Here is a 23629-nt window from a genome sequence, read left to right on the forward strand (position 1 = left end):
CAGGGGGCGGCGCCGTGTTCCATCTGGACGTGCCACCACTACTACCGGGGCACCGGAGCTTCGACGCGTTGGTCTTCGATCTCGACGGCACGCTGGTCGACTCGCACGCGGTGCACCGGGCCGCGCTGCGTGAGGTGTTCGCCAGGCACGGGTTGAGTGTGCCCGCCGTGGCCGGTGCACCGGAGGGGATCGCGTTCACCGACTGGGCGGCGCGGCTGGTCGCCCGTGGCTTCCTGCCCAAGGACTTACCGGTGCGCGAGCTCCAGCAGGAGTGCCAGCGCGCGGTGCTCACCCGGCTGGCCGAGGTGCGCGAGGTGCCCAGGGTGGTCGCGATGGCCCGCTGGGCGCAGGGCCGGGTGCCGACCGCGGTGACCACCAGTTGCAGCCGGGGCACCGCGCAGGCCATCCTGCTGGCCACCGGGCTGCGCGGGCTCTTCGACGTGCTGATCACCCGCGAGCAGGTCATGCGCGGCAAACCGGCCCCCGACCTGTTCCTGCTGGCCGCCACCGTGCTCGGCGCGGTGCCCTCCCGCTGCCTGGTGTTCGAGGACACCGAGAGCGGGCTGTACGCGGCGGGGCGAGCCGGGATGCCCGCGGTGGACATCCGGCCGCACCGCTCACGCTGACCCCAGCACCTGCGCGCGCCCGCCACCGGCGTTGTGGTGGTGCAGCACCAGCAGTTCGGGCCACCCGACGGTGTGCTGTTGCAGCAGGAGGCTGGTGCCCGGCTGGGCCTCGTAGACCAGTGCCGGTGTGCCGGAGCCCTTGGTGAACACCCTGGGGTGCAAGGGATCGAAGGCCATCGGAGTGCTGATCCGGCCCTCGCCCCACGGGCCCTGGATGCCCGCGGTGTAGGTCAGCGGCGCGGAGCTCGCCTCCGGCGCGATGTTCAGCGCGAGCAGGGACACCGGCAGCACCAGCACATCGCTGTCGAAGAGGTTGGCGTCGGTGTCGCCGCCGAGTCCGTTGAGCGGCTGCACGTCCACGGTCACCGGGCCCTCGGGCACGGTCAGGTCGTCGGTGCGGGCCACCAGCAGGTCGGTGCCGGGCACCCTGGTCGCGATCACCCGGAACTCGGGCTGGTCGTCGCCGGTGGTGCTGATCTCCACGTAGGGCGTGACCCTGGCGCCGAGCAGCGTCCACTCCCGCTTGGCGGCCAGGCCGAAGCCGAGCAGGCCGCGGGTGCCCGCCAATGGGGCGGTGGAGGTCGCGCCCACGTGCCGCAGCTCGCCGCTGGAGCTGCCGTGCAGCTCGAACACGCCGGCCAGGGACCGGTAGCCGAGGCTGCCCGCGCCCTGGTCCAGGCCATCGCCGGTGAACCGCAGCAGCCGACGCCCCGAGCTGCGCACCAGCTCGACCCCGGTGCGCGCCACCGGTTTTGGCGCGGCGTGCACCGGAACCCGCAGCGCGGGGCCGGTGTCCGGGGTGAGCAGCAGGCGGCCGGAGACATCGGGCAGGAACTGCCGGGGCAGGTCCTCCTGGGTGGCGGCCACGGTGGGATCGGGGTTGCGCCGCAACACCTTCGGCTCCACGTCCAGGGTGACGGTGACCTCCGCCGCGCCGCCCGCCGGCACGCTGACCTGGGCGGGCTCGACCCGGATCCGCGCGCCGGGCATGGTGGTGGCCGCCGCGTAGCCGGTGCGCACCGTGCGCGCGCCGCCCCTGCTGCGGATGACCACCTTGCGGGACAACGAGATCGGCTGCTCAGCGGGCACCGTGCCGAAGGAGACGCTGACCGCCTCCGGCGCGTCCGCGGCGTAGGCGAGCAGCTCGGTCTCCAGCGCGGCCACCGCCTGCACCCGGCCCGCGCCCACCCGTCGTGGACCGGCCACCGCGTTGCCCTGCCGGAGGTCCGCGCCCGCGGTGTTCATCAGCGCGGCCTTGAGCTCGGCCGGGGTGAACTCCGGCCGCCGCTGCCGCAGCAGCGCGGCCAGCCCGGCCACGTGCGGCGCGGACATCGAGGTGCCGGTCAGCACGGACACCCCGTCGCCGGTGCCGCTGGCCGCGGAGGCGATGGTCTCGCCCGGCGCGGCCAGATCCGGCTTCACCGAGGGGAAGTGCACGCCGCGGGCGGAGGTCGGACTGATCGTGTCGGTCAACTCCGGCCTGCGCTCGGGCACCGCGTTGCGGCCCTCGGCGGCCAGCCGCACCCGCAGCGTGCCGGCCCGCGCGGCCCCGGCCAGGCCCGCGCCGCCGGTCGCGGTGAACTGGAACACCGGCAGCTCCGGCACCCCGTCGATACCCGCGCTGAAATCGTCCACAGTGGACGAAAGCAGCACTCCGGCGGCACCGGCCAGCTGCGCCCAGGTGGCCCGCGGTGCGGAGCCGCAGACGCGGCGGGTGTCGTCCTCCTCCCAGTCCAGCCAGACCAGCTTGTCCCTGGCCGCCGCGGCCTCGTCGGTGGAGTACTCGCGGCAGCCGTCGGCGTTGCCGGGCAGGGTGACCACCGCGCGGTCCAGGTTCAGCCGGTCGTAGTCGGTGTAGGCCACGCTGAACTGGCCGAGGCGTTGTCCGGCAACGGGTTGCGGGGCCAGCACGGTGGCCGCGTCGCGCAGCAGGTAGGCGTCTCTGCTGTTGGCCACGGTGAGCGCGGCCGGGGTGTTGCCGGGGGAGCCGCTGGCCCCGTAGAGGTCGCCGCCGTTGCCCGCCGAGGCGACCACCAGTGAGCCGGCCGCGGTCAGCGTGCGCACGAACAGCGCCTCCGGGCTGTCCGGATCGCCGAAGTCGCTGCCCAGGGACAGGTTCACCACGTCCAGCCGGTCCGAGGGGTCGCCGTCGCCGTTGGGGTCCAGCGCCCGGTCCAGGGCCGCGGTGACCAGCTCGGTGCCGCCGGTGCAGCCGAAGACCTTGATCGCGTACAGCTTCGCCCCCGGCGCCGCGCCCGGCCCGATCCGTAGGTCGGTCACGTCTGCCGCGGCCGGGTCGGTGACCGGGGTGCCGTCCTTGCGCACGCCGAACCCGGCCGCGCTGCCCGCCACGTGCGTGCCGTGCCCGCCGCAGGACATCGGGTCCGCGTCCGGCTTCGGCGGGATGCCGCGCACCGGGTCGTAGGCGTCCCCGGCCAGGTCGGTGCCGCCGATGACCTTGGCGGTGGGGAACTGGCCCGGCCCGCCGAAGTCGGCGTGCCGGTAGTCGATGCCGTCGTCCACGATGCCGATCCGCACGCCCTCGCCGAGCACGCCCAGCCGCTGCCAGGCGGTGACCGCGCCGGTCAGCGGCCCCGCGCCCGCGTTGGTGCGGAAGTGCCGGGTGACCGGGCGCACCGAGCGCACCGCGGTGTCCTGGGCCAGCTCGCGCAGCGCGGCCGCCTCCGCGTGGACCAGCAGCCCGGCCACCGCGGTCGTCCGGTGCAGCAGCCGGGCCCGGTTGTCCCTGGTCCGCAGCTTGGTCACCAGATCCTCGCCGCCGCGCGCGCCGGTCAGCTCCACGAAGGCGGTGACCGGACCGGACTTGCCCGCTAGCGTGGTGTCCGGCCCCATGTGTGGCAGCGCTCCCAGACGGGGTCCGCCCAGGCCAGGGGCCAGTAGCGGCTCGGAGAGTGCCCCGGCGGGCACGGCACCGCCCGCGCAGAGCAGCGCGGCGAGGCTGAGTAGGGCAAGACTGCGCTTATTCATCCGAGGTGTTCACCGTTCAATTGGTGCTTCGGCGGCCATAGGGGCTAGACATCGGGTCGCTTAAGGCGATATACATCCGATGTCTGGGGACGGCTCCGGAGACGACGAGGAGTGACACCGTGCAGCTGCTGCGGCTTGGCGATCCTGGCAACGAGTCGCCCGCGGTGCGGGCCGAGGACGGCACGCTCCACGACCTGCGCCCGCTGACCACCGACATCACCGGCGAGTTCCTGGCCGCGGACGGGCTGGCCCGCACCGCCGCGGCGCTGGCCGCGGGCGAGCTGCCCGCGCTGGCCGACCCCGGCGACGGCTCCGGCCTGCGGGTCGGCCCGCCGATCGCGCGGCCGGGCAAGATCGTCTGCATCGGCCTCAACTACCGCGACCACGCCGAGGAGACCGGGGCGGAGCTGCCCGCCGAGCCGGTGGTGTTCATGAAGGCTCCGGACACCTTGGTCGGGCCGTACGACGAGGTGCTGGTGCCGCGTCGCTCGGTGAAGACGGACTGGGAAGTGGAACTCGGTGTGATCATCGGCAGCACCGCCCGGTACCTGGAGGACCACGAGAGCGCGCTGGCCTGCGTGGCCGGGTACGCGGTCTCCCACGACGTCTCCGAGCGCGAGTTCCAGCTGGAGCGCGGCGGCACCTGGGACAAGGGCAAGAGCTGCGAGACCTTCAACCCGCTCGGCCCGTACCTGGTGCCGGCCGGCGAGGTCGGCGACGTGCAGTCGCTGTCGCTGAAGCTCTCGGTCAACGGCGTGCCCCGGCAGGACGGCAGCACCAAGAACATGATCTTCTCGGTGGCCGAGTGCGTCCGCTACCTGAGCCAGTTCATGGTGCTGCGGCCCGGCGACCTGATCAACACCGGCACCCCGGCCGGGGTCGCGCTCGGCCAGCCCGAGCCCAAGCCCTACCTGCGCGGCGGCGACGTGGTGGAACTGGAGATCGAGGGCCTTGGCAAGCAGCGGCAGACCTTTGGGCAGGCCTGACATGTCCTTGATCACCTCGGTGGACGTGCTCGACGTCCGCTTCCCCACCTCGCGTGAGCTGGACGGCTCGGACGCGATGAACCCCGACCCCGACTACTCCGCGGCCTACGTGGTGCTGAGCACCGACGACGGCGCCCGCGGCTACGGCTTCGCCTTCACCATCGGCCGCGGCAACGACGTGCAGGCCGCCGCGATCCAGGCGCTGTCCCCGCACCTGATCGGCCAGCCCGCGCCGACCAGTGCGGCCGAGCTGGGCGCGCTGTCCCAGCGGCTGATCGGCGACTCGCAGCTGCGCTGGCTGGGCCCGGAGAAGGGCGTGGTGCACATGGCGGTCGGCGCGGTGGTCAACGCCGCCTGGGACCTGGCCGCCCGCGCCGCCGGGCTGCCGCTGTGGCGCTTCCTGGCCGAGCTGACCCCGGAGGAGATCGTCGGCCTGGTCGACTTCCGCTACCTGCGCGACGTGCTCACCCCGCCGCAGGCCCTGCTGATGCTGAAGAAGGCGGAAAAGGGCAAGGCAGAGCGGATCGAGAAGCTGCTGGCCGAGGGCTACCCGGCCTACACCACCTCGCCCGGCTGGCTGGGCTACAGCGACGAGAAGCTGACCAGGCTCACCCGCGAGGCGCTGGCCGACGGCTTCGGGATGATCAAGCTCAAGGTGGGCGGCAACCTCGAGGACGACGTGCGCCGGATGAAGCTGGCGCGCGAGGTGGTCGGGCCGGACTACCCGATCGCGGTGGACGCCAACCAGCGCTGGGACGTGGGTGACGCGGTCACCTGGATGCAGGCCCTGGCCCCCTACCACCCGTACTGGATCGAGGAGCCCACCTCGCCGGACGACGTGCTCGGCCACCAGGCCATCGCGCGCGCGGTCCGCCCGATCAAGGTGGCCACCGGCGAGCACGTGCACAACCGGGTGATGTTCAAGCAGCTGCTGGCCGCGGACGCGATCGACGTGCTCCAGCTGGACGCGGCCAGGGTCGGCGGGGTCAACGAGAACCTGGCCATCCTGCTGCTCGCGGCCAAGTTCGGCGTGCCGGTCTGCCCGCACGCCGGCGGGGTCGGGCTGTGCGAACTGGTGCAACACCTGGCGATGTTCGACTACGTTGCCGTCTCGGGGACGCGGGAGGGGCGGATGATCGAGTGGGTGGACCACCTGCACGAACACTTCGTCGACCCGGCGGTCGTGCGCGACGGCCGCTACCGGACGCCCACCGCGCCCGGGTTCTCCGCGGAGATGAAACCCGCCACACTGCACGGGTTCCGCTACCCGGACGGTCCTGAGTGGACGGAGACGCCCTGATGAGCAGCGAGTTCGACGGACTGGTCGCCGTGGTCACCGGCGGCGCCTCCGGCATCGGCCTGGCCACCGCGCAGGCGCTGTCCGCGCGGGGCGCGAAGGTCGCCTGCCTCGACCTCAACCCCGAGGTCCCCGCGCCGCTGTTCGGCGTGCGCTGCGACGTCGCCGACGATGCCACGGTGGTCGCCGCGATCGACGCGGTGATCGCCGAGTACGGCCGGATCGACGTGCTGGTGAACAACGCCGGGATCGGCGCGCAGGGCGACGTCGGCGCGAACACCGACGAGGAATGGGCCAGGGTGCTGGACATCAACGTGGTCGGCATGGCCAGGGTCAGCCGGGCCGCGCTGCCGCACCTGCGCCGCTCCCCGGCCGCCGCGATCGTGAACACCTGCTCCATCGCCGCCTGGGCCGGGCTGCCCCAGCGGGCGCTGTACTCGGCCAGCAAGGGCGCGGTCTACGGCCTCACCCTGGCCATGGCCGCCGACCACGTGCGCGAGGGCATCCGGGTCAACTGCGTCGCGCCGGGCACCGTGGACACCCCCTGGGTGGGCCGCCTGCTCGACGCCGCGCCGGACCCGGCGGCCGAGCGCGCCGCGCTCCAGGCCCGCCAGCCCACCGGCCGCCTGGTTTCCGCCGACGAGGTGGCCAACGCCATCGCCTACCTCGCCGGACCCGCTTCGGGTGCCACCGTCGGCACCGTGCTCGCCGTGGACGGCGGGATGCACGGACTGCGGCTGCGGCCGCAGCCCAGTTGAGGTAGATCCACACCAGCGAGTCAAGGAGGACCGTGGTGCGTTCCGACGTCCGCAGGGCAGGGGCCGCTGCCGCCGCGCTGGCCATCGTGTTGGCGGGTTGTGGCACCACGAAAGGCCCGGGAGGCCAGCAGGGCGCCAGTGGCCCCGGTCAGGTCGGCGCGACCGTGCCGCTGCTGACCTCACCGTTCTGGCAGGCCTACAACAACTACGTGCCGACGATGGCCACCGAGTCCGGGGTGGCGGCGCTGCCCACGGTCAACGCCAACTCCGACCCGGCCAAGCTGATCACCGACATGACCAACCTGCTCAACCAGGGCGTCAAGGGACTGGTGGTCACCCCGCTGGACTCCGCCGCGGTGGTCGCCGGGCTGGCCCAGGCCGAGCGCAAGGGCGTGCCGGTGGTCGCGGTGGACGTGGCCCCGGAGAGCGGCAAGGTGGCCATGGTGGTGCGCGCGGACAACCGCGCCTACGGCACCAAGGCCTGCGAGCACATCGGCGGCAAGGTCAAGCAGGGCAAGGTCGTGCAGATCCAGGGCGACCTGGCCTCGGTCAACGGCCGGGACCGCTCCGAGGCCTTCCGCGAGTGCATGACCGCCAAGTTCCCCGGCATCCAGATCCTGGACCTGCCGGCGGAGTGGAAGGCGGAGAAGGCATCCTCCGGCCTGGAGTCGCTGCTCACCGCGAACCCGGACGTCAAGGGCGTGTACATGCAGGCGGGCGGCGTGTACCTGGCGCCGACGCTACAGGCGTTGAAGCGCAAGGACCTGCTGCACCCGGTGGGCGACCCCAAGCACGTGGTGGCGGTCAGCAACGACGGCATCCCGCAGGAGTTCGAGGCCATCCGCAAGGGCGAGATCGACGCCACGGTGTCCCAGCCCGCCGACGCCTACGCCAAGTACGGCATGTACTGGATCAAGAAGGCGATGGCGGGGGAGACCTTCAAGGCCGGTCCGACTGACCACGGCAGCACCATCGTCGAGGTCCGGCCCGGCATCCTGGAGGACCAGCTGCCCGCGCCGCTGGTGACCAAGGAGAACGTGGACGACAAGTCGCTGTGGGGCAACCAGCTGTGAGCGCACCCGCCGCGCCGGTGGTCGAAGCGCTGGGCATCACTCGGCGCTTCGGCCCCACCACCGCGCTCCACGATGTCGGGATCACCGTCCGCCCCGGTGAGTCGCACGCCCTGGTGGGGCGCAACGGGGCAGGCAAGTCGACCCTGGTGTCCGTGCTCACCGGACTGTCCAAACCGGACAGTGGCACGGTCGCGTTCAACGGCGAGCCCGCGCCCCCGGTGGCCGACCGGGAAGCCTGGCGGCAGCGGGTGGCCTGCGTGTACCAGCACTCCACCGTCATCCCCGAGCTGACCGTGGCGGAGAACCTGTTCCTCAACCGGCAGCCGGCCAGCCGCGGCGTGATCCGCTGGTCCGCGCTGCGCGCCGGGGCCGCCGAGCTGCTGGCCGCCTGGGGCGTGGACGTCTCGGTGGACGCGCTGGCCGGTGAGCTGGACGTGGAGCAGCGACAGCTGGTGGAGATCGCCCGCGCGCTGTCCTACGGCGCCCGGTTCATCATCCTGGACGAGCCCACCGCGCAGCTGGACAGCCACGCGATCAGCAGGCTGTTCGAGCGCATGCACCAGCTGCAGGCCGCTGGGGTGACCTTCCTGTTCATTTCCCACCACCTGCAAGAGGTGTACGAGGTGTGCCAGGCGGTCACCGTGCTGCGCGACGCCAGGCACATCGTCACCGCCCCGGTCAGCGAGCTCTCCCGCGGCCAGTTGGTGGACGCGATGACCGGCGAGTCCGGCGGGCTCGCGGTGACCGACGCGGCCGACCGGGAAGCCTTGCCGGACAACGCTCCGGTCGCGCTCACCGTGCGGGGGCTCGGCGGTGACGGCTTCGCAGGCGTCTCCTTCGAGCTGCGCCGCGGCGAGGTGCTCGGGCTGGCCGGCAGCAACGCCAGCGGCAAGCACCAGGTCGCGGAAACCGTGTACGGGCTGCGGAAACCGGTCGCCGGCACGGTGCGGGTGGCCGGTGCCCCGCTCAAGCCGGGCGACGTCTCGGCCGCGCTGAACGCCGGGATCGGCTGCGTGCCCAGGTCCAGGCACGACCAGGGCCTGGTGCTGGGCATGTCCATCGGCGACAACGCCACCATGAGCGTGCTGGACCGGCTCGGCGTGGCCGGGCTGGCCGCGCCGAAAACCGTGCGAGCCAAGGGGAACACCGCGATCGCCGAGTACGGCGTGGTGGCCAAGGAGGCCGACCAGCCGGTCAGCGACCTCTCCGGCGGCAACCAGCAGAAGGTCGTGATGGCCCGCGCGCTGGCCAACGACCCGGACGTGCTGATCATGATCAACCCCACCGCCGGGGTCGATGTGAAGTCCAAACAGGCCCTGCTGGCCGTGGTCGACCGGGCCAGGGCCGAGGGCAAGGCGGTGCTGATCGTCAGCGACGAGCTGGACGACCTGCGCCCCTGTGACCGGGTGCTCGTGATGCGCGCCGGAACCCTGGCCGCCGAACACCAGGCAGGCTGGGCCGATGGCCAGCTCGTGGCCTCCATCGAAGGAGTCGAACTCGATGGCGAATGACACCGCCGTGCAGAACAACCCCACGGCCGGCAAGTCCGCGCCGCCACGACGGATCCGGCTGGCCAGGCTGCGTGACCTGGCGCTGCTGCCCGCGCTCGCGGTGGTGGTGCTGATCGGCGGACTGGTCAACGACCGCTTCCTCACCACGGACAACCTGGTCGCGGTGCTCGGCGCCTCGGCCGCGCTGGCCATGGTGGTGCTCGGCGAGACGCTGGTGCTGCTGACCGGCAAGTTCGACCTGTCGCTGGAGTCCACCGTGGGCATCGCGCCCGCGGTCGGCGCGCTGCTGGCCATCCCGGCGGCCAGCGGCATCGGCTGGTTCGACGACCCGCTGCCCGCCTGGCTGGCCATCCTCGCGGTGCTGGTGGTGGGCGCGGTCGTGGGGCTGTTCAACGGTTTCCTGGTGGTCAAGCTCCAGCTCAACGCGTTCATCGTGACCCTGGCGATGCTGATCATCCTGCGCGGCCTGCTGGTCGGCTCCACCGAGGGCAAGACCCTGTTCCAGATGCCGGAGGCCTTCTTCGCGCTGGCCACCAACACCTTCCTCGGCCTGCCCATCTCGGTGTGGCTGGCCGGGATCGCCTACCTGGTGGCCGGGTTCCTGTTGCGCTACCACCGGATCGGCCGCGCGCTCTACGCCATCGGCGGCAACGCCCAGGCCGCCCGCGCCGCCGGTATCCGGGTGGACCGGATCGCCTGGGCGGTGTTCGTGGTGGCCGGGGTGCTGGCCGCGATCGGCGGGCTGATCCAGACCGGTTACGTCGGCGCGCTCAGCGCGGGCCAGGGCGACCGGATGATCTTCACCGTGTTCGCCGCGGCGGTCATCGGCGGCATCTCCCTCGACGGCGGCAAGGGCACCCTGTTCGGCGCGCTCACCGGAGTGCTGCTGCTCGGCGTGGTGGACAACCTGCTCACCGCGGCCCAGGTGCCCTCGTTCTGGATCCAGGCGGTCTACGGCGCGGTCATCCTCGGCGCGCTGATGCTGGCCAGGATCGCCAGCGGGAAGGCGCAGACCTGATGGAGACGGTGCTGCACACCAGGCTCAAGCCGGGCAGGGAAGCCGAGTACGAGCGGGTGCACGCGAGCATCCCGCCGGAGCTGGACCTCGCGCTGCGCGAGGCCGGGGTCCGCTCCTGGCGGATCTGGCGCAGTGGCCGGGACCTGTTCCACCTGGTCGACTGCGACGACTACGAGGCCATGCGGGCGCACCTGCGCGAGCACCCGGCCAACGTGCCCTGGCAGGCCAGGATGGCCGAGCTGCTGGAGGTGCCCGACGACTACTCGGGCGCCGAACCCGAGATCCGACTCGTCTGGGAGCTGCCGTGAGGACCGCGAAACTGGGCCGCACCACGGTGCCGGTGACCGCGCTGGGCTTCGGCGCCGCGCCGATCGGCAACCTCTACCGCCCGGTGCCCGACGCCGACGCGCACGCCGCGGTCCGCGCCGCCTGGGACGCCGGGGTGCGCTACTTCGACACCGCGCCGCACTACGGTCTCGGCCTGTCCGAACGCCGCCTCGGCGCGGTGCTGGCCGAGCACCCCAGGGACGAGTTCGCGGTCTCCACCAAGGTCGGCCGCCTGCTCACCGAGTACGACGGCGGCGGTGACGACCTGGCCGACGGCTTCGACGTGCTGGCCACCCACCGCAGGGTGTGGGACTTCAGCGCCGACGGCGTGCGTCGCTCGCTGGAGTCCTCTTTGGACAGACTGGGCCTTGACCGGGTCGACGTGGTGCTGCTGCACGACCCGGACAACCATTGGGCCGAGGCGGCGGGAAAGGGCTTCCCGGCCCTGGCCGAGCTGCGCGACCAGGGCGTGGTCGGCGCGATCGGCGTCGGCATGAACCAGTGGGAAATGCCCGCCAGGTTCATCAGGGAGACCGACATCGACGTGGTGATGCTGGCCGGTCGCTACACGTTGCTGGAGCAGCCGGCCGCGGCCGAGTTCCTGCCGCTGTGCTTGGAGCGCAACGTCTCCGTGCTGGCCGCGGGCGTGTTCAACTCCGGCCTGCTCTCCCGGCACGAGATCCCGGTGCACGCCAAGTACAACTACGCCGACGCCCCGCCGGAGCTGGTGGACCGGGCCAGGGCGATCGCCGGCGTGTGCGAGCGGCACGGCGTCACGCTGCCGCAGGCCGCCATCCAGTTCGCCTTCGGCCACCCCTCGGTCGCCTCGGTGGTGATCGGCGCGCGCACCGGCGAGCAAATGCGGCAGAACGCCGGCCTGGTCGCCAACCCGGTGCCGCCGGAGCTGTGGGCCGAGCTGCGCGAGCGGAACCTGCTTGCCTCGGACGTGTTCGGGCCGGGCGAACAGGCATGAGGATCGACGCCCACCACCACCTCTGGGACCTGTCGGTGCGCGCCCAGGACTGGCTGGCCGGGCCGGAGATGGCGCCGATCAACCGGAGCTTCATGCTGCCCGACCTGCACCAGGTCACCGCGGCCACCGGCATCGGGGCCACCGTGCTGGTGCAGACCATCACGGTGCCCGAGGAGACCCCGGAGTTCCTGGTCTTCGCCGAGGCGTCGGAGATCGTGGCCGCGGTGGTCGGCTGGACCGACCTGACCGCGCCGGAGGTGGCGGACACCCTGGCCGCGCTGAAGTCCGGCCACGGCGGGCGCTGGCTGCGCGGCATCCGGCACCAGGTGCAGGGCGAGCCGGACCCGCGCTGGCTGTGCCGCCCGGACGTGCGCAGGGGCCTGGCCGCGGTGGCCGAGGCCGGACTGTCCTACGACCTGCTCACCCGGCCGCACCAGCTGCCCGCGGCCATCGAGACGGTCCGGGCGCTGCCGCAGCTGGAGTTCGTGCTCGACCACTGCTCGAAGCCGCCGATCGCCAGCGGCGAGCTGGCGTCGTGGGCCGCTGACCTGCGCACGCTGGCCGCCCTGCCCAACGTCACCTGCAAGCTGTCCGGCCTGGTCACCGAGGCCGACTGGACACAGTGGACGGTCGACCAGCTCCGCCCTTACACCGAGGTGGTGCTGGCGGCCTTTGGCCCCGAACGGGTGATGTTCGGCTCGGACTGGCCGGTCTGCCTGCTCGCCGCGCCCTACGCCACCGTGCTGGAGACAGCCGAGGTACTGACCGATCGGCTCACGCCATCGGAACGGGCCGCCGTGTTCGGCGGCACCGCCCAACGGGTGTACGCGATTGAGCAGTCATCCGAGGTTGCGCAGCCACTGCTCGACACCGGCGACGTGCACGGTTGACCAGGAGCGGGCCAGCTCCGGCTCGTGCGCGGCCAGCGCGTCCACGATCGCCCGGTGCTCGGCCACGGTCCGGTCCACCGCCCCGCCCTGGGCGATGCCGCGCCAGATCCGGGCCCGCACGGTGGGTCCGGCCAGCGTGTCCAGCAGCTGGGCCAGGTAGGCGTTGCCTGCGGACTGGGCGATCCGGCGGTGGAACTCCAGGTCCAGCTCGACCAGGCGCTCCACCGAGTCGGACTTCTCGGTCTCCTCGCACAGCTCGCGCAGCACGGCGATGTCCTTCTCGTCGATGCGCACCGCGGCGATGGCCGCGCAGGCCGGTTCCAGCACCCGGCGGACCTCAAGGACCTCCAGCACGGACTCCTCGCCGCGGTGCAGGTCCAGCACGAAGCTCAGCGCGCCGAGCAGCTCGTCCGCGCGCAGGCTGGAGACGTAGGTGCCGTCGCCCTGCCGCACGTCCAGCACTCTGACCAGCGACAACGCCTTCACCGCCTCGCGCAGCGAGTTCCGGGACAGGCCAAGCCGCTCGGCCAGGTCGGCCTCCCTGGGCAGCCGGTCGCCCGGCTTCAGCTCGCCGGAGACGATCATTTCCTTGACGCGCAAGATGGCGTCGTCGGTAACGGCCACTGCCACCCCCGTTTCGCGAGCCGGTACACACCTCGGATGTTTCGCTCCAGTATGCGCCATGCCGCTCGCTCAGTTGCGCATTGCTCCATCTGGCGTAATCTGAGCCTGCCCGCCTCACCCCGCCCCCTCGGTGAGGCGGGCTCTGCTGTGTAAAGGGTCCCACCGTTCCTTCGGAGCTGGACGAATGCGCACACGTCGGGTTACCGTCATAATGGTCTAAACCATTGGAGGGTCATTGGACGCCATAGTCGCTGCCCCGAAGGCGCTGTTGGGCAATGCCCTCTCCGGTCCGGTGACACTACGCATCCGCGACGGCGAGATCGTCGAGGTCGCGGAGAACCCCGGCTATCGCGGGGAGACCGAGGGCCTGCTCAGCCCCGGCCTGGTGGACGTGCAGATCAACGGCGCGGTCGGGGTGGACTTCGCCGACGTGGACGCCGCCGGGATGGCCACCGTGTCCGCGGCGCTGCCGCGCACCGGCGTGACCCGGTTCCTGCCCACCCTGATCACCGCCCCGCTGCCGGAGATCCTGCGCCAGGCGCACCAGGTCCTGGCCGCCGCGGCCGCCCTGCCGGCCGGTTCGGGGGCCCGTCCGCTTGGCCTGCACTTCGAGGGCCCGTTCCTGTCCCCGCTGCGGCACGGCGTGCACAACCCCGAGGTGATGGAACCGCCCAGCGCGGACCGGATCGAGCGCATCCTGGCCGACCCCGCGGTGCACGCGGCCCTGCGCCTGGTCACCCTGGCCCCGGAGCAGCCGGGCGGCTTCGCGGCCGTCCGCCGCCTCACCGAAGCGGGCGTGCTGGTCGCGGTAGGCCACACCGACGCCACCGGCGAGCAGACCCGCCAGGCCGCGGACCTGGGCGCGCGCATGATCACCCACCTGTTCAACGCCCAGCGCCCCCTCGGCCACCGCGAGCCGGGCGTCCCCGGCATCGGCCTGGTCGACTCCCGCTACACCCTCGGCCTGATCGCCGACCTGGCCCACGTCGACGGCGACATCTGCAAACTGGTCTTCAACGCCGCCCCCGGCCGCGTCGCCCTGGTCACCGACGCGGTGGCCGCCGCGGGCATGCCGCCGGGCCGCTACCAGCTTGGCGGCGAGGACGTCGTGCTCACCGAGGAAGGCGTCCCCCGCTCCCCGGCAGGCACCATCGCCGGCAGCGCCCTGACCCTGGACCGCGCCGTCCGCAACATGGTCGGCCTCGGCATCGACCCAGCCGTCGCCCTGCACGCCGCCACCACCGTCCCCGCCGACGTCCTCGGCGAGCCTGCCCTGGGCCGCATCGCGCCCGGCGCGCGCGCGGACCTGGTGCTGTGGGACGCGGACCTGCACCCGCGCAAGGTGTGGGTCGAGGGCGAACTGGTCTTCGACGCGGAGGAGTCCGCCCGCAGCACGGTCGCCCGCCTGCCCGCGGCAGGCAACTGAATCTTCCACCGCACAGGTGGGGGCGAGAGAGAACACGAGGGCCTCTGCACCGCAACCCGGGCAGGGGCTCTCGCTCATGCCAGCAACCGGGACAACAGGAACGGCTCCGTCCCCGCCAGCCCCACCGAGGCGTACAAAGTGACGTCCTCAGCCGCCCGCCGCCCCACCTGAGTCCCACTCGCGACGGCCCCCAGCGACACCACCTCCCGCCCCGCCAGCAGCGCCGAGGGCCGGTACCCGTCGAGCTGCGCGGGCGAGTCGGTGAACACCGCGTCCGCCCGCTCCACCAGATCCACCCCGAACTCCGCCCGCCCCACCTGCTTCGGCCCCACGGTGGTCACCGCCGTCCCCGCCGAGATCCACCCCGCCTCGATCACCGGTGCCCCGGCCGAGGTCGCCAGCACCACGATGTCCCGCTCCACCACCGCCTCCCGCGCCGAGCACACCGCCTCCGCGGCCACCCCCAGCTCCGCCCTGACCCGCTCCGCGAAGGCCCGCCGCCGCCCCGGATCCCGCGAGAACACCCGCACCCCAGCCAGCTCCCGCACCCCACTGATCGCCCACACCTGCGTCCACGCCTGGGCCCCCGCGCCCACCAGCCCCACGGTCCGCGCCTCCGGCCGCGCCAGCAGGTCCACCGCCAGCCCGCCCAGCGCGCCGGTCCGGTGGTTGCCCAGCTCCTTGCCCACGGCCAGTCCCAGCAGCTCGCCGGAGGGTTCGGCGTGCAGGGCGACGAGCTGGGGGGCGTCGAGATGTGTCGCGTAGGAACGGAATCCGTACCACTGGCCGATGAGCCTGCCCGCGGTGAAGGTCTGCGCGCCGGCGTGCACGCGGGACGGGGCAAGGAGATCGCCGCGTTCGGCGGACAGGACGGCCTCGCGCATGGCGGAGACGGCGAGGGCGGGGGTGAGGCGGGCCAGGATCGCGGCGTCGTCCAGGACGGTGGTCATGGCCGCGATTCTGCAAGCTCCAGCTTCCTGGAGGTCAACGAGAACGCGGCGCACCCCCAGCCGGGGATGCGCCGCGTTCTCGGGTGTTCAGCGAGTCTTCGTGACCTTGTTCAGCCCGCGCGGGTTGTCCGGGTCCCCGCCCCGCGCCAGCGCCAGTCCCAGCGCGAGCCGCTGCACCGGCAGGATCTCCAGCACCGGGGCCAGTTCCTCCGCCGTGGCCGGCACCCCGATCCGGTAAGCCGCCGCGACCACGTCGGCCGCCGAGCCGACCGCGAGGATGTCCGCGCCGCGGCCCTGCACGACCTCCAGCACCTCGCGCATGGCCGCGCCGCCCTGGCCCGCGCTGGTGATGGCCAGCACGGCGGTCTCGCTGTCGACCGCGGCGACCGGGCCGTGCAGCAGGTCGGCGCCGCTGTAGGCCCTGGCGGACAGGTAGCTGGTCTCGGCGAGCTTGAGGGCGGCCTCGGCGGCGGTGGCCGAGGAGTAGCCGCGGCCGGTGGTGACCACGCGGTTGGCGAAGCGGTAGCGCTGGACGGCCTCGGCGACCGCGGGTTCGGCCAGGCTGAGGGCCGAGTCGGCCAGGTCGCCCAGGTTGGCCGCGTGTTCGGCGGTGCCGCCGCGGACGGCGTCGATGAGCAGGTACAGGGCCAGCAGGGTGGCGCTGTAGGTCTTGGTGGCGGCCACCGCGAGCTCCTTGCCCGCGCCGATGTCCACCGACAGCTCGGTGACCTGGTTCAGCGGGGAGTCCGGGGTGTTGGTGACGGCCACGGTGAGCGCGCCCCGCCTGCGCGCGGACTCGGTGGCCTCGACCAGGTCGGGGGAGCCGCCGCTCTGGCTGACCGACACCCACAGCACGTCGGTCAGGTCCGGCTGGGCGCCGTAGAGCGTGGTGGTGGACGGGGACACCAGGCCGGCGGGCAGCTGGAGCAGGACCTCGGTCAGGTACTTGGCGTAGAGCGCGCCGTGGTCGCTGGAACCGCGGGCGGCGAAGAGCACGAACCGCGGGCGGCGCTCGGCGATCTGCGCGGCCACCGCGGCGATCTCCGCCCGCCGGGCCAGCAGGCCGCGGTACACCTCGGGCTGGGCCGCGATCTCGGCGGCCATGTGCGCGCCGGGCACGGTCTCTGTCGACGTCATCGCCTGTCCTCCCTCGCCGTGTTCGCGGCGAGCAGCTCGGCGGCGGCGCGCAGGCACACGTACGCGCTGCCGTGGGTGTCGATACGGGCGACGCTGCCCAGGTCCGGACCAGGCACCCCCGTCTCGACGTGCACTAGGTCTAGACCAATGCTAGCAAGTTCGACGACAAGTCGCCGCACTTCAGCGTGCCGGTGCGCGTCCCTGGTGACAACCACCGCCGGGGAACCGTTCACTGAATCGAGGATTTCGTCCTTGCCATCCGGGCCGGGCCGCAGCACCCGGCTGCCCGGCAGCAGCTCGCTCAGGTGCGGGCCGAGGCCCCAGGGCACCGCGCCGACCGCGATGCTCGGGTCCACCTCCAGGTCCACCACCAGCGGCGGCCCGGCCAGCTTGAGCTCGCCGCGCACCTCGACCGCCCGCCGCGCGGCCCGCAGGCCCAGGTCGCCATCCGGCCCCGGACCGCCGGTGACCGGGCCGCCCAGTGACGCCGCCCGCGCCGCGGCCCCGGCCAGCAGCTCCTCACTCAACCGTCCACTGTGGACAGCAGCGACGATCGCCTCGGCCAGCCGGTCCACCACCTCGGCGTCGGCCAGCTCGCCGCCCACGCACAGCAGGTCCGCGCCGGCCAGCAGCGCCTGCACCGCGCCGTCGCTGATCCCGGCGGTGCCGGAGACCGCGTTCATCTCCAGCGCGTCGGTGACCACCGCGCCGGTGAAGCCCAGCTCGCCGCGCAGCACCTCGGTCACCGCGTGCCGGTTCAGCGTGGCAGGCGACTCGCCCCAGGCCGGGATCACCAGGTGGCCGGTCATCACCGAGCGCACCCCGGCGGCGATCGCGGCCCGGAACGGCACCAGCTCGACCGTGCGCAGCTGCTCCTCCGTGCGCTCCAGCACCGGCAGCTCGCGGTGCGAGTCCGCGGTGGAGGCGCCGTGACCGGGGAAGTGCTTGGCGCAGGCGGCCACCCCGGACTGCTGGATGCCCGCGATGAACGCGGCCACCTGGGCCGCGGCCGCGTGCGGCTCGCTGCCGAAGGCGCGCACGCCGATGATCGGGTCCTCCGCGGCCAGGGTCAGGTCCGCGCAGGGCGCCAGGTCCAGCGTCACCCCGCAGGCGGCCAGCCTGGCCCCGAGCGCCGCGCCGACCTCCCTGGTCAGCTCGAGGTCGCCGATCGCGCCCAGCGCGTGCGGACCCGGCAGCGCGGAGCCGCGCGCGGCGTCCAGCCGGGTCACGTCGCCGCTCTCCTCGTCGATGGCCACCACCAGTTCGGGCCGCTCGGCCCGCAGCTGTGCGGTCAGCGCGGCCACCTGCTCGTCGTCGACCACGTTGCGCCCGAACAGCAGCACGCCGCCGAGGCCGTCAGCGACCCGGCGGCGCACCCAGTCCGGCGCGCTCGTCCCGGCAAAACCCGGCAGCAGCACGGCGTCGGCCAAGCGTCGCAGACCATCCACTGTGGACTATCCCTTCACGGCGCCGGCGGTGTTCCCGGCCACCAGGTTGCGCTGGACGATCAGGAAGTAGATGAGCACGGGCAGCGCGAAGACCACCGAGGCGGCCATGGTGCCGCCCCAGTCGGTGCCGAAGACGGTGCTGAACGTGGACAGCCACACCGGCAGCGTCTGGTTGCTCTGGTCCCGCATCAGCACCAGGGCGAAGAGGAACTCGTTCCAGGCGGTGATGAAGGAGAACACCGAGGTGCTCACCAGCGCCGGCCCCAGCAGCGGCAGGGTGACCCTGCGGAAGGCGCCCCAGCGGGAGCAGCCGTCCACCATGGCCGCCTCCTCCAGGTCCACCGGGATGCCGTTGACGAAGCCGCGCAGCACCCAGATGGTGAACGGCAGCGTGGTGGCCACGTTGACCAGCAGCAGCGCGGGCAGCATGTTGAGCAGGCCGACATCGCGCATCAGCAGGTACATCGGGATCAGCAGCGCCTCCAGCGGCGCCAGCTGCGCGATGAGCACCAGCAGCACAAAACCCTTGCGGCCGCGGAAGCGCAGCCTGCTCAGCGGGATCGCGGCCAGGATGCCCGCGGCCACCGCGCACAGCATGGCCCCCACCGCCACGATCAGGCTGTTGGTCAGGAAGTTGGTGAAGCCGGGCTTGCTGACCGCGGTGACGAAGTTCTCGAAGGTGACCGAGGTCGGGAACAGGTCGTAGTCGGTGGTCAGGTTGGCGTTCGACGGCCGCAGGGATGAGTTGATCATCCAGTAGGTCGGGAAGAAGAACAGCCCGGCCAGCAACAGCGCGACCGCGGTGAGCAGCATCCGCTGCGGACGGCTCTTGGTCCTCACAGCGCACCCTCCTGACGCCGGATGAGCAGCCGCATGTACTGCCCGACCAGCACGGTCAGCACCAGGATCATCAGCACCGCGACCGCGGCGGCCACGCCGAAGTGGCTGCCGGAGATGCCCTTGATGTACTGCAGCACCGGCAGCGTGGTGCTCTCCCCGTCCGGACCGCCCTGGCGGATGGCCCAGACCTGGGTGAACACCTTGAAGTCCCACAGGATCGACTGGAAGGTGGCCAGGCCGACCATCGGCGCCAGCGAGGGCCAGGTGACCGCGCGGAAGCCCTGCCAGCCGGAGGCGCCGTCGATCCCGGCCGCCTCGTACAGGTCGCCGGGGATGGACAGCAGCCCCGCGTACAGGGTGAACGCGATGAACGGCACCCCCTGCCAGATGATCAGCAGCGCGATCACGGTCAGCGTGGAGACCCCGTTGGAGAACCAGGAGAAGCCCTGGAAGGAGTCGAAGCCGATCAGCACCAGGGTCTTGTTCAGGATGCCGAAGTTCTGGTCGAAGATCCACTGGAACACCGTGGTGGCGGCCAGGATGGGCATCGCCCAGGCCAGCACCAGGCTGATCTGCAGCACCAGCCGGGTGCCGCCGCCGACCTGCCGCATCAGCAGCGCGATCAGCAGGCCGAGCGCGACCGTGCCGGCCACGCAGGCCGCGGTGAAGGCCACTGTGCGCAGGGTGATCACCCAGAACTCGGGGTCGCCGAGGATCTCCGCGTAGTTGGCGAAGCCGTGCCAGACCACCTCGCCGCGCACCAGCTCGCCCAGGTCGAGCTTGCGGAAGCTGATCAGGATGACCTGGATCGCCGGCCAGCCCAGCAGGACCAGCAGCGCGATGATCGCGGGCGCGATCAGCAGGTAGGGCAACAGGGTGTCGCCGAGTGAGCGCCGGCGCGCACGCCGACCGGGTCCATGCGCCGACGGTGCCGGCGGGGTCGCCCCCGCCGGCACCGTGGTGTCCACTGTCGCGGTCATCGCGCTACTTGCCCGCGAGCGCCTGCTGGATCGCCGTGTTCGCGTCCGAGGCGGCCTGGTCCAGGCTCTTCGCCCCGGTCAGGTACGCGGTCATCATGGTCTTGACCGGGTTCGCCCCCGCCTCCACCGAACCCCAGTTCGGGCTGGCCGGGACCGCCTTGCCGTTGACCGCGGCCTTGGCCATCGCGGCCGAGACCGGGTCGCTGTTGAGCGCGCTGGTGTCCTTGGTCGAGCCGGGGATCATGCCGGCCTTGACCAGCTGCTGCTGGTACTTCTCCGCGGCGAGCAGCTTCAGGTAGTCCTTGGCCAGGTCGGCGTTCTTGCTGCCGGCCGGGATGGCCAGGTTGGACCCGCCCTGGAACACCGGCGCGGTGCTGCCGGGGGTCTTGCCGGGAATGGGGAACCCGCCGGTCAGCTTGGTCATCTCGGGGTTCTCCTTGGCCGCGGTGGCGACCTCCCACGGCAGGCCGACGATCATGCCGACCTTGCCCTTGCCGTACACGCCGGCCTGCGGGGGCTTCTCCTCGTCGGCGTCCTTGGGCGCCTTGGTGCCGGAGACGTCCACCAGCTTCTTGTAGAACTCCAGCCCGGCCTTGGCCTCGGGGGTGTTCATCGTGGCGGTGAACTTGGTGCCCTCCTGCTTGGCCACGTCACCGCCCTCGCCCCAGATGAAGGACAGCAGGGTGTACCAGTTCTGGCCGGCCAGGTAGAGCGGCTGGAACTCGGGGTCGTCCTTGTGCGCCGCCTTGAGCTTCTCGATCGCGGTCAGCCACTCGGCCTGCGAGGCAGGCGGGGTGATGCCTGCTTTCTCGAACAGGTCCTTGCGGTAGAGCACCAGCCGGTTGGCCGCGTAGAACGGCACCGCGAACTGCTTGCCGTCCCAGGTGCCGGAGGCCTTCAGGCCCTCGCTCCAGTTCGCCCCGCCCATGCCGGCCGCGTCCGCGGTCAGGTCGGTGAGCACCTTCTGCTCGGCGAACTTCGGGGACTGGGTGTTGCCGATCTCAAGCACGTCCGGCGGGTTGGTGCCGGCCAGCGCGGTGTTCAGCTTGTCCTGGATACCAGTCCACTGCTGGATCTCGTACTTGACCTTGACGCCCGGATGGGCCGCCTCGAACTCCTTGTGCATCTCGTCGGTCATCGTGGTCGGCGCGGAGCCGCTCATCAGCCACACGACGAGTTCCTTGCCACTTCCCTGACCCGAGCCTGAGCCCGAGCCCGCACAACCGGAGACCGTCAGTGCTGCTGCCACAGCACTCACGGCTACCTTTGTCCAGCGCTTCACCGTTGCCGCCCTTCTTCAGCCCGGTCAGACCGTGTCACGCTGGCCGGGCGCGCTGAAGTGGTGTAGACCAATGCGCTGAGAGTGGTCCGGACCACATGTCCTGTCAAGACAGTTGCGAAGACGTTGTAAAGACGTTCCGAGGGCTGGGCGGCGCCGTTGTCCGACCTACGGGCATGCTGAACCACTAGAAAGGTATGGGGGCGCCAATGCCGAGGAGGAGGACATGCTGGACGTGACGTCGGCTGAGGCGGGCGTGAACCCGCGCACCCAGCGGGAGCCGAAGTACTGGGGACTGAAGCGACATCTGCTCGATCTGCTGCGCTCGCTCCCGCCGGGCTCACCGATCCCGACGGAGCGCTCGCTGGCCGCGGACTTCGACGTGTCCCGGACCACGGTTCGGCAAGCGCTTGCCGAGCTGACCGTGGAGGGCAGGCTGCTCAGGGTGCAGGGCAAAGGCACCTTCGCGGCCGCGCCGAAGGTGGCTCAGCGGTTGCAGCTGAGCTCCTACACCGAGGACATGCGGGCCCAGGGCCGCCAGCCGGCCTCCAGGCTGCTGGAGGCCAGCGAACAACCGGCCGAGGCGGAGCTGGCCAGGCTGCTCGGGGTCCGGCCGGGCGCCAAGGTGCTCCGGTTGCGGCGGCTCCGGCTGGCCGATGGCGAGCCGATGGCCATCGAGCTGACCCACCTCGCGCTGGGCCGCTTCCGTGGCCTGCGCCGCTACATCGGCGCAGGTGGATCGCTGTACCAGGTGCTGCGCGAGCGCTTCGGTGTGGAGATGGGGCACGCGGACGAGACCATCGAGACCGCGCTGGCCACCCCGGAGGAGGCGGAGCTGCTCGGCGCCGACATCGGCCTGCCGATGCTGCTGCTGTCCCGGCACTCCTTCGACACCGACGGCAAGCCGGTGGAGTGGGTGCGCTCGATCTACCGGGGCGACCGGTACAAGTTCGTCGCCCGTTTGAACCCTCCCGGCTGAGCCGGGCCGGCATTGTGCGTGCCAGGGCCACCACGGGCGCACAATGCCGGGCATGGAGTGGAACAGCGGCCAGGCACGGGCCATCCTGGCCACCACCATCCTCGGTTCGGGGATGGCGATGCTGGACGGCACCATCGTCAACGTGGCCCTGCCCGCGATCGGGCACGAGTTCGGGGCCTCGGTCAGCGGCCTGCAGTGGATCCTGGACGGCTACCTGCTCACGCTGGCCGCGCTGATCCTCATCGCGGGCGCGCTGGGCGACCGCTACGGCCGCCGCCGGGTGTTCCTGATCGGGGTGGTCTGGTTCGGGCTGGCCTCGCTGCTGTGCGGCCTCGCGCCGACCACCGAGCTGTTGGTGCTGGCCAGGGTCTTGCAGGGGGTCGGGGGAGCACTGCTCACCCCCGGTTCGCTGGCGATCTTGCAGGCCAGCTTCCCCCGTGAGCTGCGGGCCCGCGCGATCGGCGCCTGGTCCGGGCTCTCCGGCCTGGCCGCGGTGCTCGGGCCGCTGGTGGGCGGGCTGCTGGTGCAGGCGGGGTCCTGGCGGCTGGCCTTCCTGATCAACCTGCCGCTGGCCGCGGTCTGCGTCTGGCTGGCCCTCAAGCACGTGCCGGAGACCGCCTCCGGCGACCACGAACGAGTGGACTTCCTCGGCTCCGCGGTGGGCGCGCTCGGCCTGGCCGGGCTGACCGCGGCCCTGGTGGAGGGGCCGCCGAGGGGGATCGGCGACCCGCTGGTGCTGGGCTGCCTGGTGCTCGGGGCGGCGGCGATGACCGTCTTCGTGCTGATGCAGGTGCGCGGCAGGCATCCGCTGGTCCCGCCGCAGCTGTTCGCCAACCGGACGTTCGTGCTCTCCAACGGCCTGACCTTCCTGGTCTACGCGGCCCTGGGCGGGGTGATGATGCTGCTGGTCCTCCAGCTCCAGGTCTCCCTGCACTACTCGCCGACCGCGGCCGGACTGGCCGGGTTGCCCATCTCGCTGATCATGCTGGTGTTCTCCGCCCGCTCCGGCCGCCTGGCCCAGCGCCTGGGGCCCCGGCTCCAGCTGGTGCTCGGCCCGCTGCTGATCGCGGCGGGCATCCTGCTGCTCAACCTGGTGGTGCCCGGCGCGAGCTACCTGTCCGGCGTGTTGCCTGGGGTGCTGGTCTTCGGCGCCGGGCTGGCGCTGGCGGTGGCCCCGGTGACCGCGACCGTGCTGGCCGCCGCGCCGGAGAAGCACGCGGGCGCGGCCTCCGGGGTGAACAACGCGGTGGCCCGCACCGGCGGCCTGCTCGCGGTCGCGGTGCTGCCCGCGCTGGCCGGTCTGCACGGCGCCGAGTACGCGAACCCGGAGGCGCTGACCGCGGGCTGGCACATCGCGCTGACCGTCTGCGCGGCGCTGTGCGCGGCAGGTGGCTTGTTCGCCTTCGGCGTGGACAACCGGGTGCTGGCGCAGGAAAAACCGGCGGACTGCCTCAGTTGCGGGGTGGACGCTCCGCCAACACATGCCAACACCGCGTCACAAAACGCGTGAGTCTACTGT

General features: G+C 72.2%; 21 protein-coding genes. 13 read left to right on the forward strand and 8 right to left on the reverse strand.

What is annotated here, in order from left to right; genetic code table 11:
• Window positions 1-14: 14 nt before the first annotated feature.
• Complete coding sequence (locus ACWDY5_RS12135) at window positions 15-626, forward strand: HAD family hydrolase (RefSeq protein WP_449722251.1); 612 nt, start codon at window positions 15-17, stop codon at window positions 624-626.
• Here the strand turns inward: ACWDY5_RS12135 and ACWDY5_RS12140 are convergent.
• The gene (locus ACWDY5_RS12140; protein ID WP_449722252.1) at window positions 618-3614 is read right to left on the reverse strand and encodes a S8 family peptidase; all 2997 of its coding nucleotides are present in this window, start codon (window positions 3612-3614) and stop codon (window positions 618-620) included. The two genes, ACWDY5_RS12135 and ACWDY5_RS12140, sit on opposite strands and share 9 nt — an antisense overlap.
• A gap of 119 nt (window positions 3615-3733) precedes the next feature.
• On the opposite strand from ACWDY5_RS12140, the gene ACWDY5_RS12145 reads away from it, so the two are divergent.
• The 9 genes from ACWDY5_RS12145 to ACWDY5_RS12185 are packed head-to-tail and all read left to right on the forward strand — an operon-like array spanning window position 3734 to window position 12447.
• On the forward strand, window positions 3734-4600 hold the full coding sequence (locus ACWDY5_RS12145; RefSeq protein ID WP_449722253.1) for a fumarylacetoacetate hydrolase family protein: 867 nt from the start codon (window positions 3734-3736) through the stop codon (window positions 4598-4600).
• Window position 4601: 1 nt separating this feature from the next.
• Window positions 4602-5900, forward strand: coding sequence for an enolase C-terminal domain-like protein (locus tag ACWDY5_RS12150; RefSeq protein WP_449722254.1), 1299 nt, complete (start codon window positions 4602-4604; stop codon window positions 5898-5900).
• A complete protein-coding gene (locus tag ACWDY5_RS12155; RefSeq protein ID WP_449722255.1) occupies window positions 5900-6655 on the forward strand; it encodes an SDR family NAD(P)-dependent oxidoreductase in 756 nt (251 codons plus the stop codon). The genes ACWDY5_RS12150 and ACWDY5_RS12155 overlap by 1 nt, the downstream gene beginning before the upstream one ends.
• A gap of 35 nt (window positions 6656-6690) precedes the next feature.
• Window positions 6691-7728 carry a sugar ABC transporter substrate-binding protein gene (locus ACWDY5_RS12160; RefSeq protein WP_449722256.1) on the forward strand — a complete coding sequence of 346 codons (1038 nt, stop codon included), beginning with the start codon at window positions 6691-6693 and terminating at the stop codon, window positions 7726-7728.
• Complete coding sequence (locus ACWDY5_RS12165) at window positions 7725-9239, forward strand: sugar ABC transporter ATP-binding protein (protein ID WP_449722257.1); 1515 nt, start codon at window positions 7725-7727, stop codon at window positions 9237-9239. The genes ACWDY5_RS12160 and ACWDY5_RS12165 overlap by 4 nt, the downstream gene beginning before the upstream one ends.
• A complete protein-coding gene (locus tag ACWDY5_RS12170; RefSeq protein WP_449722258.1) occupies window positions 9229-10257 on the forward strand; it encodes an ABC transporter permease in 1029 nt (342 codons plus the stop codon). The genes ACWDY5_RS12165 and ACWDY5_RS12170 overlap by 11 nt, the downstream gene beginning before the upstream one ends.
• Window positions 10257-10565, forward strand: coding sequence for an L-rhamnose mutarotase (locus ACWDY5_RS12175; protein ID WP_283662703.1), 309 nt, complete (start codon window positions 10257-10259; stop codon window positions 10563-10565). The genes ACWDY5_RS12170 and ACWDY5_RS12175 overlap by 1 nt, the downstream gene beginning before the upstream one ends.
• Window positions 10562-11557: an aldo/keto reductase gene (locus ACWDY5_RS12180; RefSeq protein WP_449722259.1), complete on the forward strand. Its 996-nt coding sequence runs from the start codon at window positions 10562-10564 to the stop codon at window positions 11555-11557. The genes ACWDY5_RS12175 and ACWDY5_RS12180 overlap by 4 nt, the downstream gene beginning before the upstream one ends.
• The gene (locus tag ACWDY5_RS12185; RefSeq protein ID WP_449722260.1) at window positions 11554-12447 is read left to right on the forward strand and encodes an amidohydrolase family protein; all 894 of its coding nucleotides are present in this window, start codon (window positions 11554-11556) and stop codon (window positions 12445-12447) included. Before ACWDY5_RS12180 ends, ACWDY5_RS12185 begins: the two co-directional genes overlap by 4 nt.
• Here the strand turns inward: ACWDY5_RS12185 and ACWDY5_RS12190 are convergent.
• Complete coding sequence (locus tag ACWDY5_RS12190) at window positions 12397-13071, reverse strand: FadR/GntR family transcriptional regulator (protein ID WP_449722261.1); 675 nt, start codon at window positions 13069-13071, stop codon at window positions 12397-12399. The genes ACWDY5_RS12185 and ACWDY5_RS12190 overlap by 51 nt on opposite strands.
• Window positions 13072-13363: 292 nt before the next feature.
• On the opposite strand from ACWDY5_RS12190, the gene nagA reads away from it, so the two are divergent.
• On the forward strand, window positions 13364-14497 hold the full coding sequence (gene nagA, locus ACWDY5_RS12195; protein WP_449722262.1) for an N-acetylglucosamine-6-phosphate deacetylase: 1134 nt from the start codon (window positions 13364-13366) through the stop codon (window positions 14495-14497).
• Between the two features lie 74 nt (window positions 14498-14571).
• Here the strand turns inward: nagA and ACWDY5_RS12200 are convergent, their stop codons facing one another.
• From ACWDY5_RS12200 to ACWDY5_RS12225, 6 genes are all read right to left on the reverse strand, one after another.
• A complete protein-coding gene (locus ACWDY5_RS12200; RefSeq protein WP_449722263.1) occupies window positions 14572-15447 on the reverse strand; it encodes an ornithine cyclodeaminase family protein in 876 nt (291 codons plus the stop codon).
• 87 nt (window positions 15448-15534) lie between these two features.
• Complete coding sequence (locus ACWDY5_RS12205) at window positions 15535-16584, reverse strand: SIS domain-containing protein (RefSeq protein WP_283662711.1); 1050 nt, start codon at window positions 16582-16584, stop codon at window positions 15535-15537.
• Entirely contained in the window at window positions 16581-18032 is a 1452-nt protein-coding gene (locus ACWDY5_RS12210) for a glycoside hydrolase family 3 N-terminal domain-containing protein (protein ID WP_449722264.1), read from the reverse strand. The genes ACWDY5_RS12205 and ACWDY5_RS12210 overlap by 4 nt, the downstream gene beginning before the upstream one ends.
• A gap of 6 nt (window positions 18033-18038) precedes the next feature.
• A complete protein-coding gene (locus ACWDY5_RS12215) occupies window positions 18039-18845 on the reverse strand; it encodes a carbohydrate ABC transporter permease (protein ID WP_449722305.1) in 807 nt (268 codons plus the stop codon).
• Window positions 18846-18868: 23 nt separating this feature from the next.
• On the reverse strand, window positions 18869-19852 hold the full coding sequence (locus ACWDY5_RS12220; RefSeq protein ID WP_449722265.1) for a carbohydrate ABC transporter permease: 984 nt from the start codon (window positions 19850-19852) through the stop codon (window positions 18869-18871).
• Window positions 19853-19856: 4 nt separating this feature from the next.
• Window positions 19857-21134, reverse strand: coding sequence for an extracellular solute-binding protein (locus tag ACWDY5_RS12225; RefSeq protein WP_449722266.1), 1278 nt, complete (start codon window positions 21132-21134; stop codon window positions 19857-19859).
• A gap of 223 nt (window positions 21135-21357) precedes the next feature.
• Here ACWDY5_RS12225 and ACWDY5_RS12230 point away from each other — a divergent pair, with 223 nt between their 5' ends.
• Entirely contained in the window at window positions 21358-22110 is a 753-nt protein-coding gene (locus tag ACWDY5_RS12230; RefSeq protein ID WP_252483183.1) for a GntR family transcriptional regulator, read from the forward strand.
• A gap of 43 nt (window positions 22111-22153) precedes the next feature.
• On the forward strand, window positions 22154-23620 hold the full coding sequence (locus ACWDY5_RS12235; RefSeq protein ID WP_449722267.1) for an MFS transporter: 1467 nt from the start codon (window positions 22154-22156) through the stop codon (window positions 23618-23620).
• Window positions 23621-23629 lie beyond the last annotated feature (9 nt).

Source organism: Crossiella sp. NPDC003009 (genome assembly GCF_053591555.1).

Coding starts and splice junctions, on each gene's coding strand:
- ACWDY5_RS12140 (WP_449722252.1), bottom strand. CDS start 3,614: ATGAATAAGCGCAGTCTTGCCCTACTCAGCCTCGCCGCGCTGCTCTGC.
- ACWDY5_RS12150 (WP_449722254.1), top strand. CDS start 4,602: ATGTCCTTGATCACCTCGGTGGACGTGCTCGACGTCCGCTTCCCCACC.
- ACWDY5_RS12155 (WP_449722255.1), top strand. CDS start 5,900: ATGAGCAGCGAGTTCGACGGACTGGTCGCCGTGGTCACCGGCGGCGCC.
- ACWDY5_RS12170 (WP_449722258.1), top strand. CDS start 9,229: ATGGCGAATGACACCGCCGTGCAGAACAACCCCACGGCCGGCAAGTCC.
- ACWDY5_RS12175 (WP_283662703.1), top strand. CDS start 10,257: ATGGAGACGGTGCTGCACACCAGGCTCAAGCCGGGCAGGGAAGCCGAG.
- ACWDY5_RS12185 (WP_449722260.1), top strand. CDS start 11,554: ATGAGGATCGACGCCCACCACCACCTCTGGGACCTGTCGGTGCGCGCC.
- ACWDY5_RS12200 (WP_449722263.1), bottom strand. CDS start 15,447: ATGACCACCGTCCTGGACGACGCCGCGATCCTGGCCCGCCTCACCCCC.
- ACWDY5_RS12205 (WP_283662711.1), bottom strand. CDS start 16,584: ATGACGTCGACAGAGACCGTGCCCGGCGCGCACATGGCCGCCGAGATC.
- ACWDY5_RS12215 (WP_449722305.1), bottom strand. CDS start 18,845: ATGCTGCTCACCGCGGTCGCGCTGTTGCTGGCCGGGCTGTTCTTCTTC.
- ACWDY5_RS12220 (WP_449722265.1), bottom strand. CDS start 19,852: ATGACCGCGACAGTGGACACCACGGTGCCGGCGGGGGCGACCCCGCCG.
- ACWDY5_RS12230 (WP_252483183.1), top strand. CDS start 21,358: ATGCTGGACGTGACGTCGGCTGAGGCGGGCGTGAACCCGCGCACCCAG.
- ACWDY5_RS12235 (WP_449722267.1), top strand. CDS start 22,154: ATGCCGGGCATGGAGTGGAACAGCGGCCAGGCACGGGCCATCCTGGCC.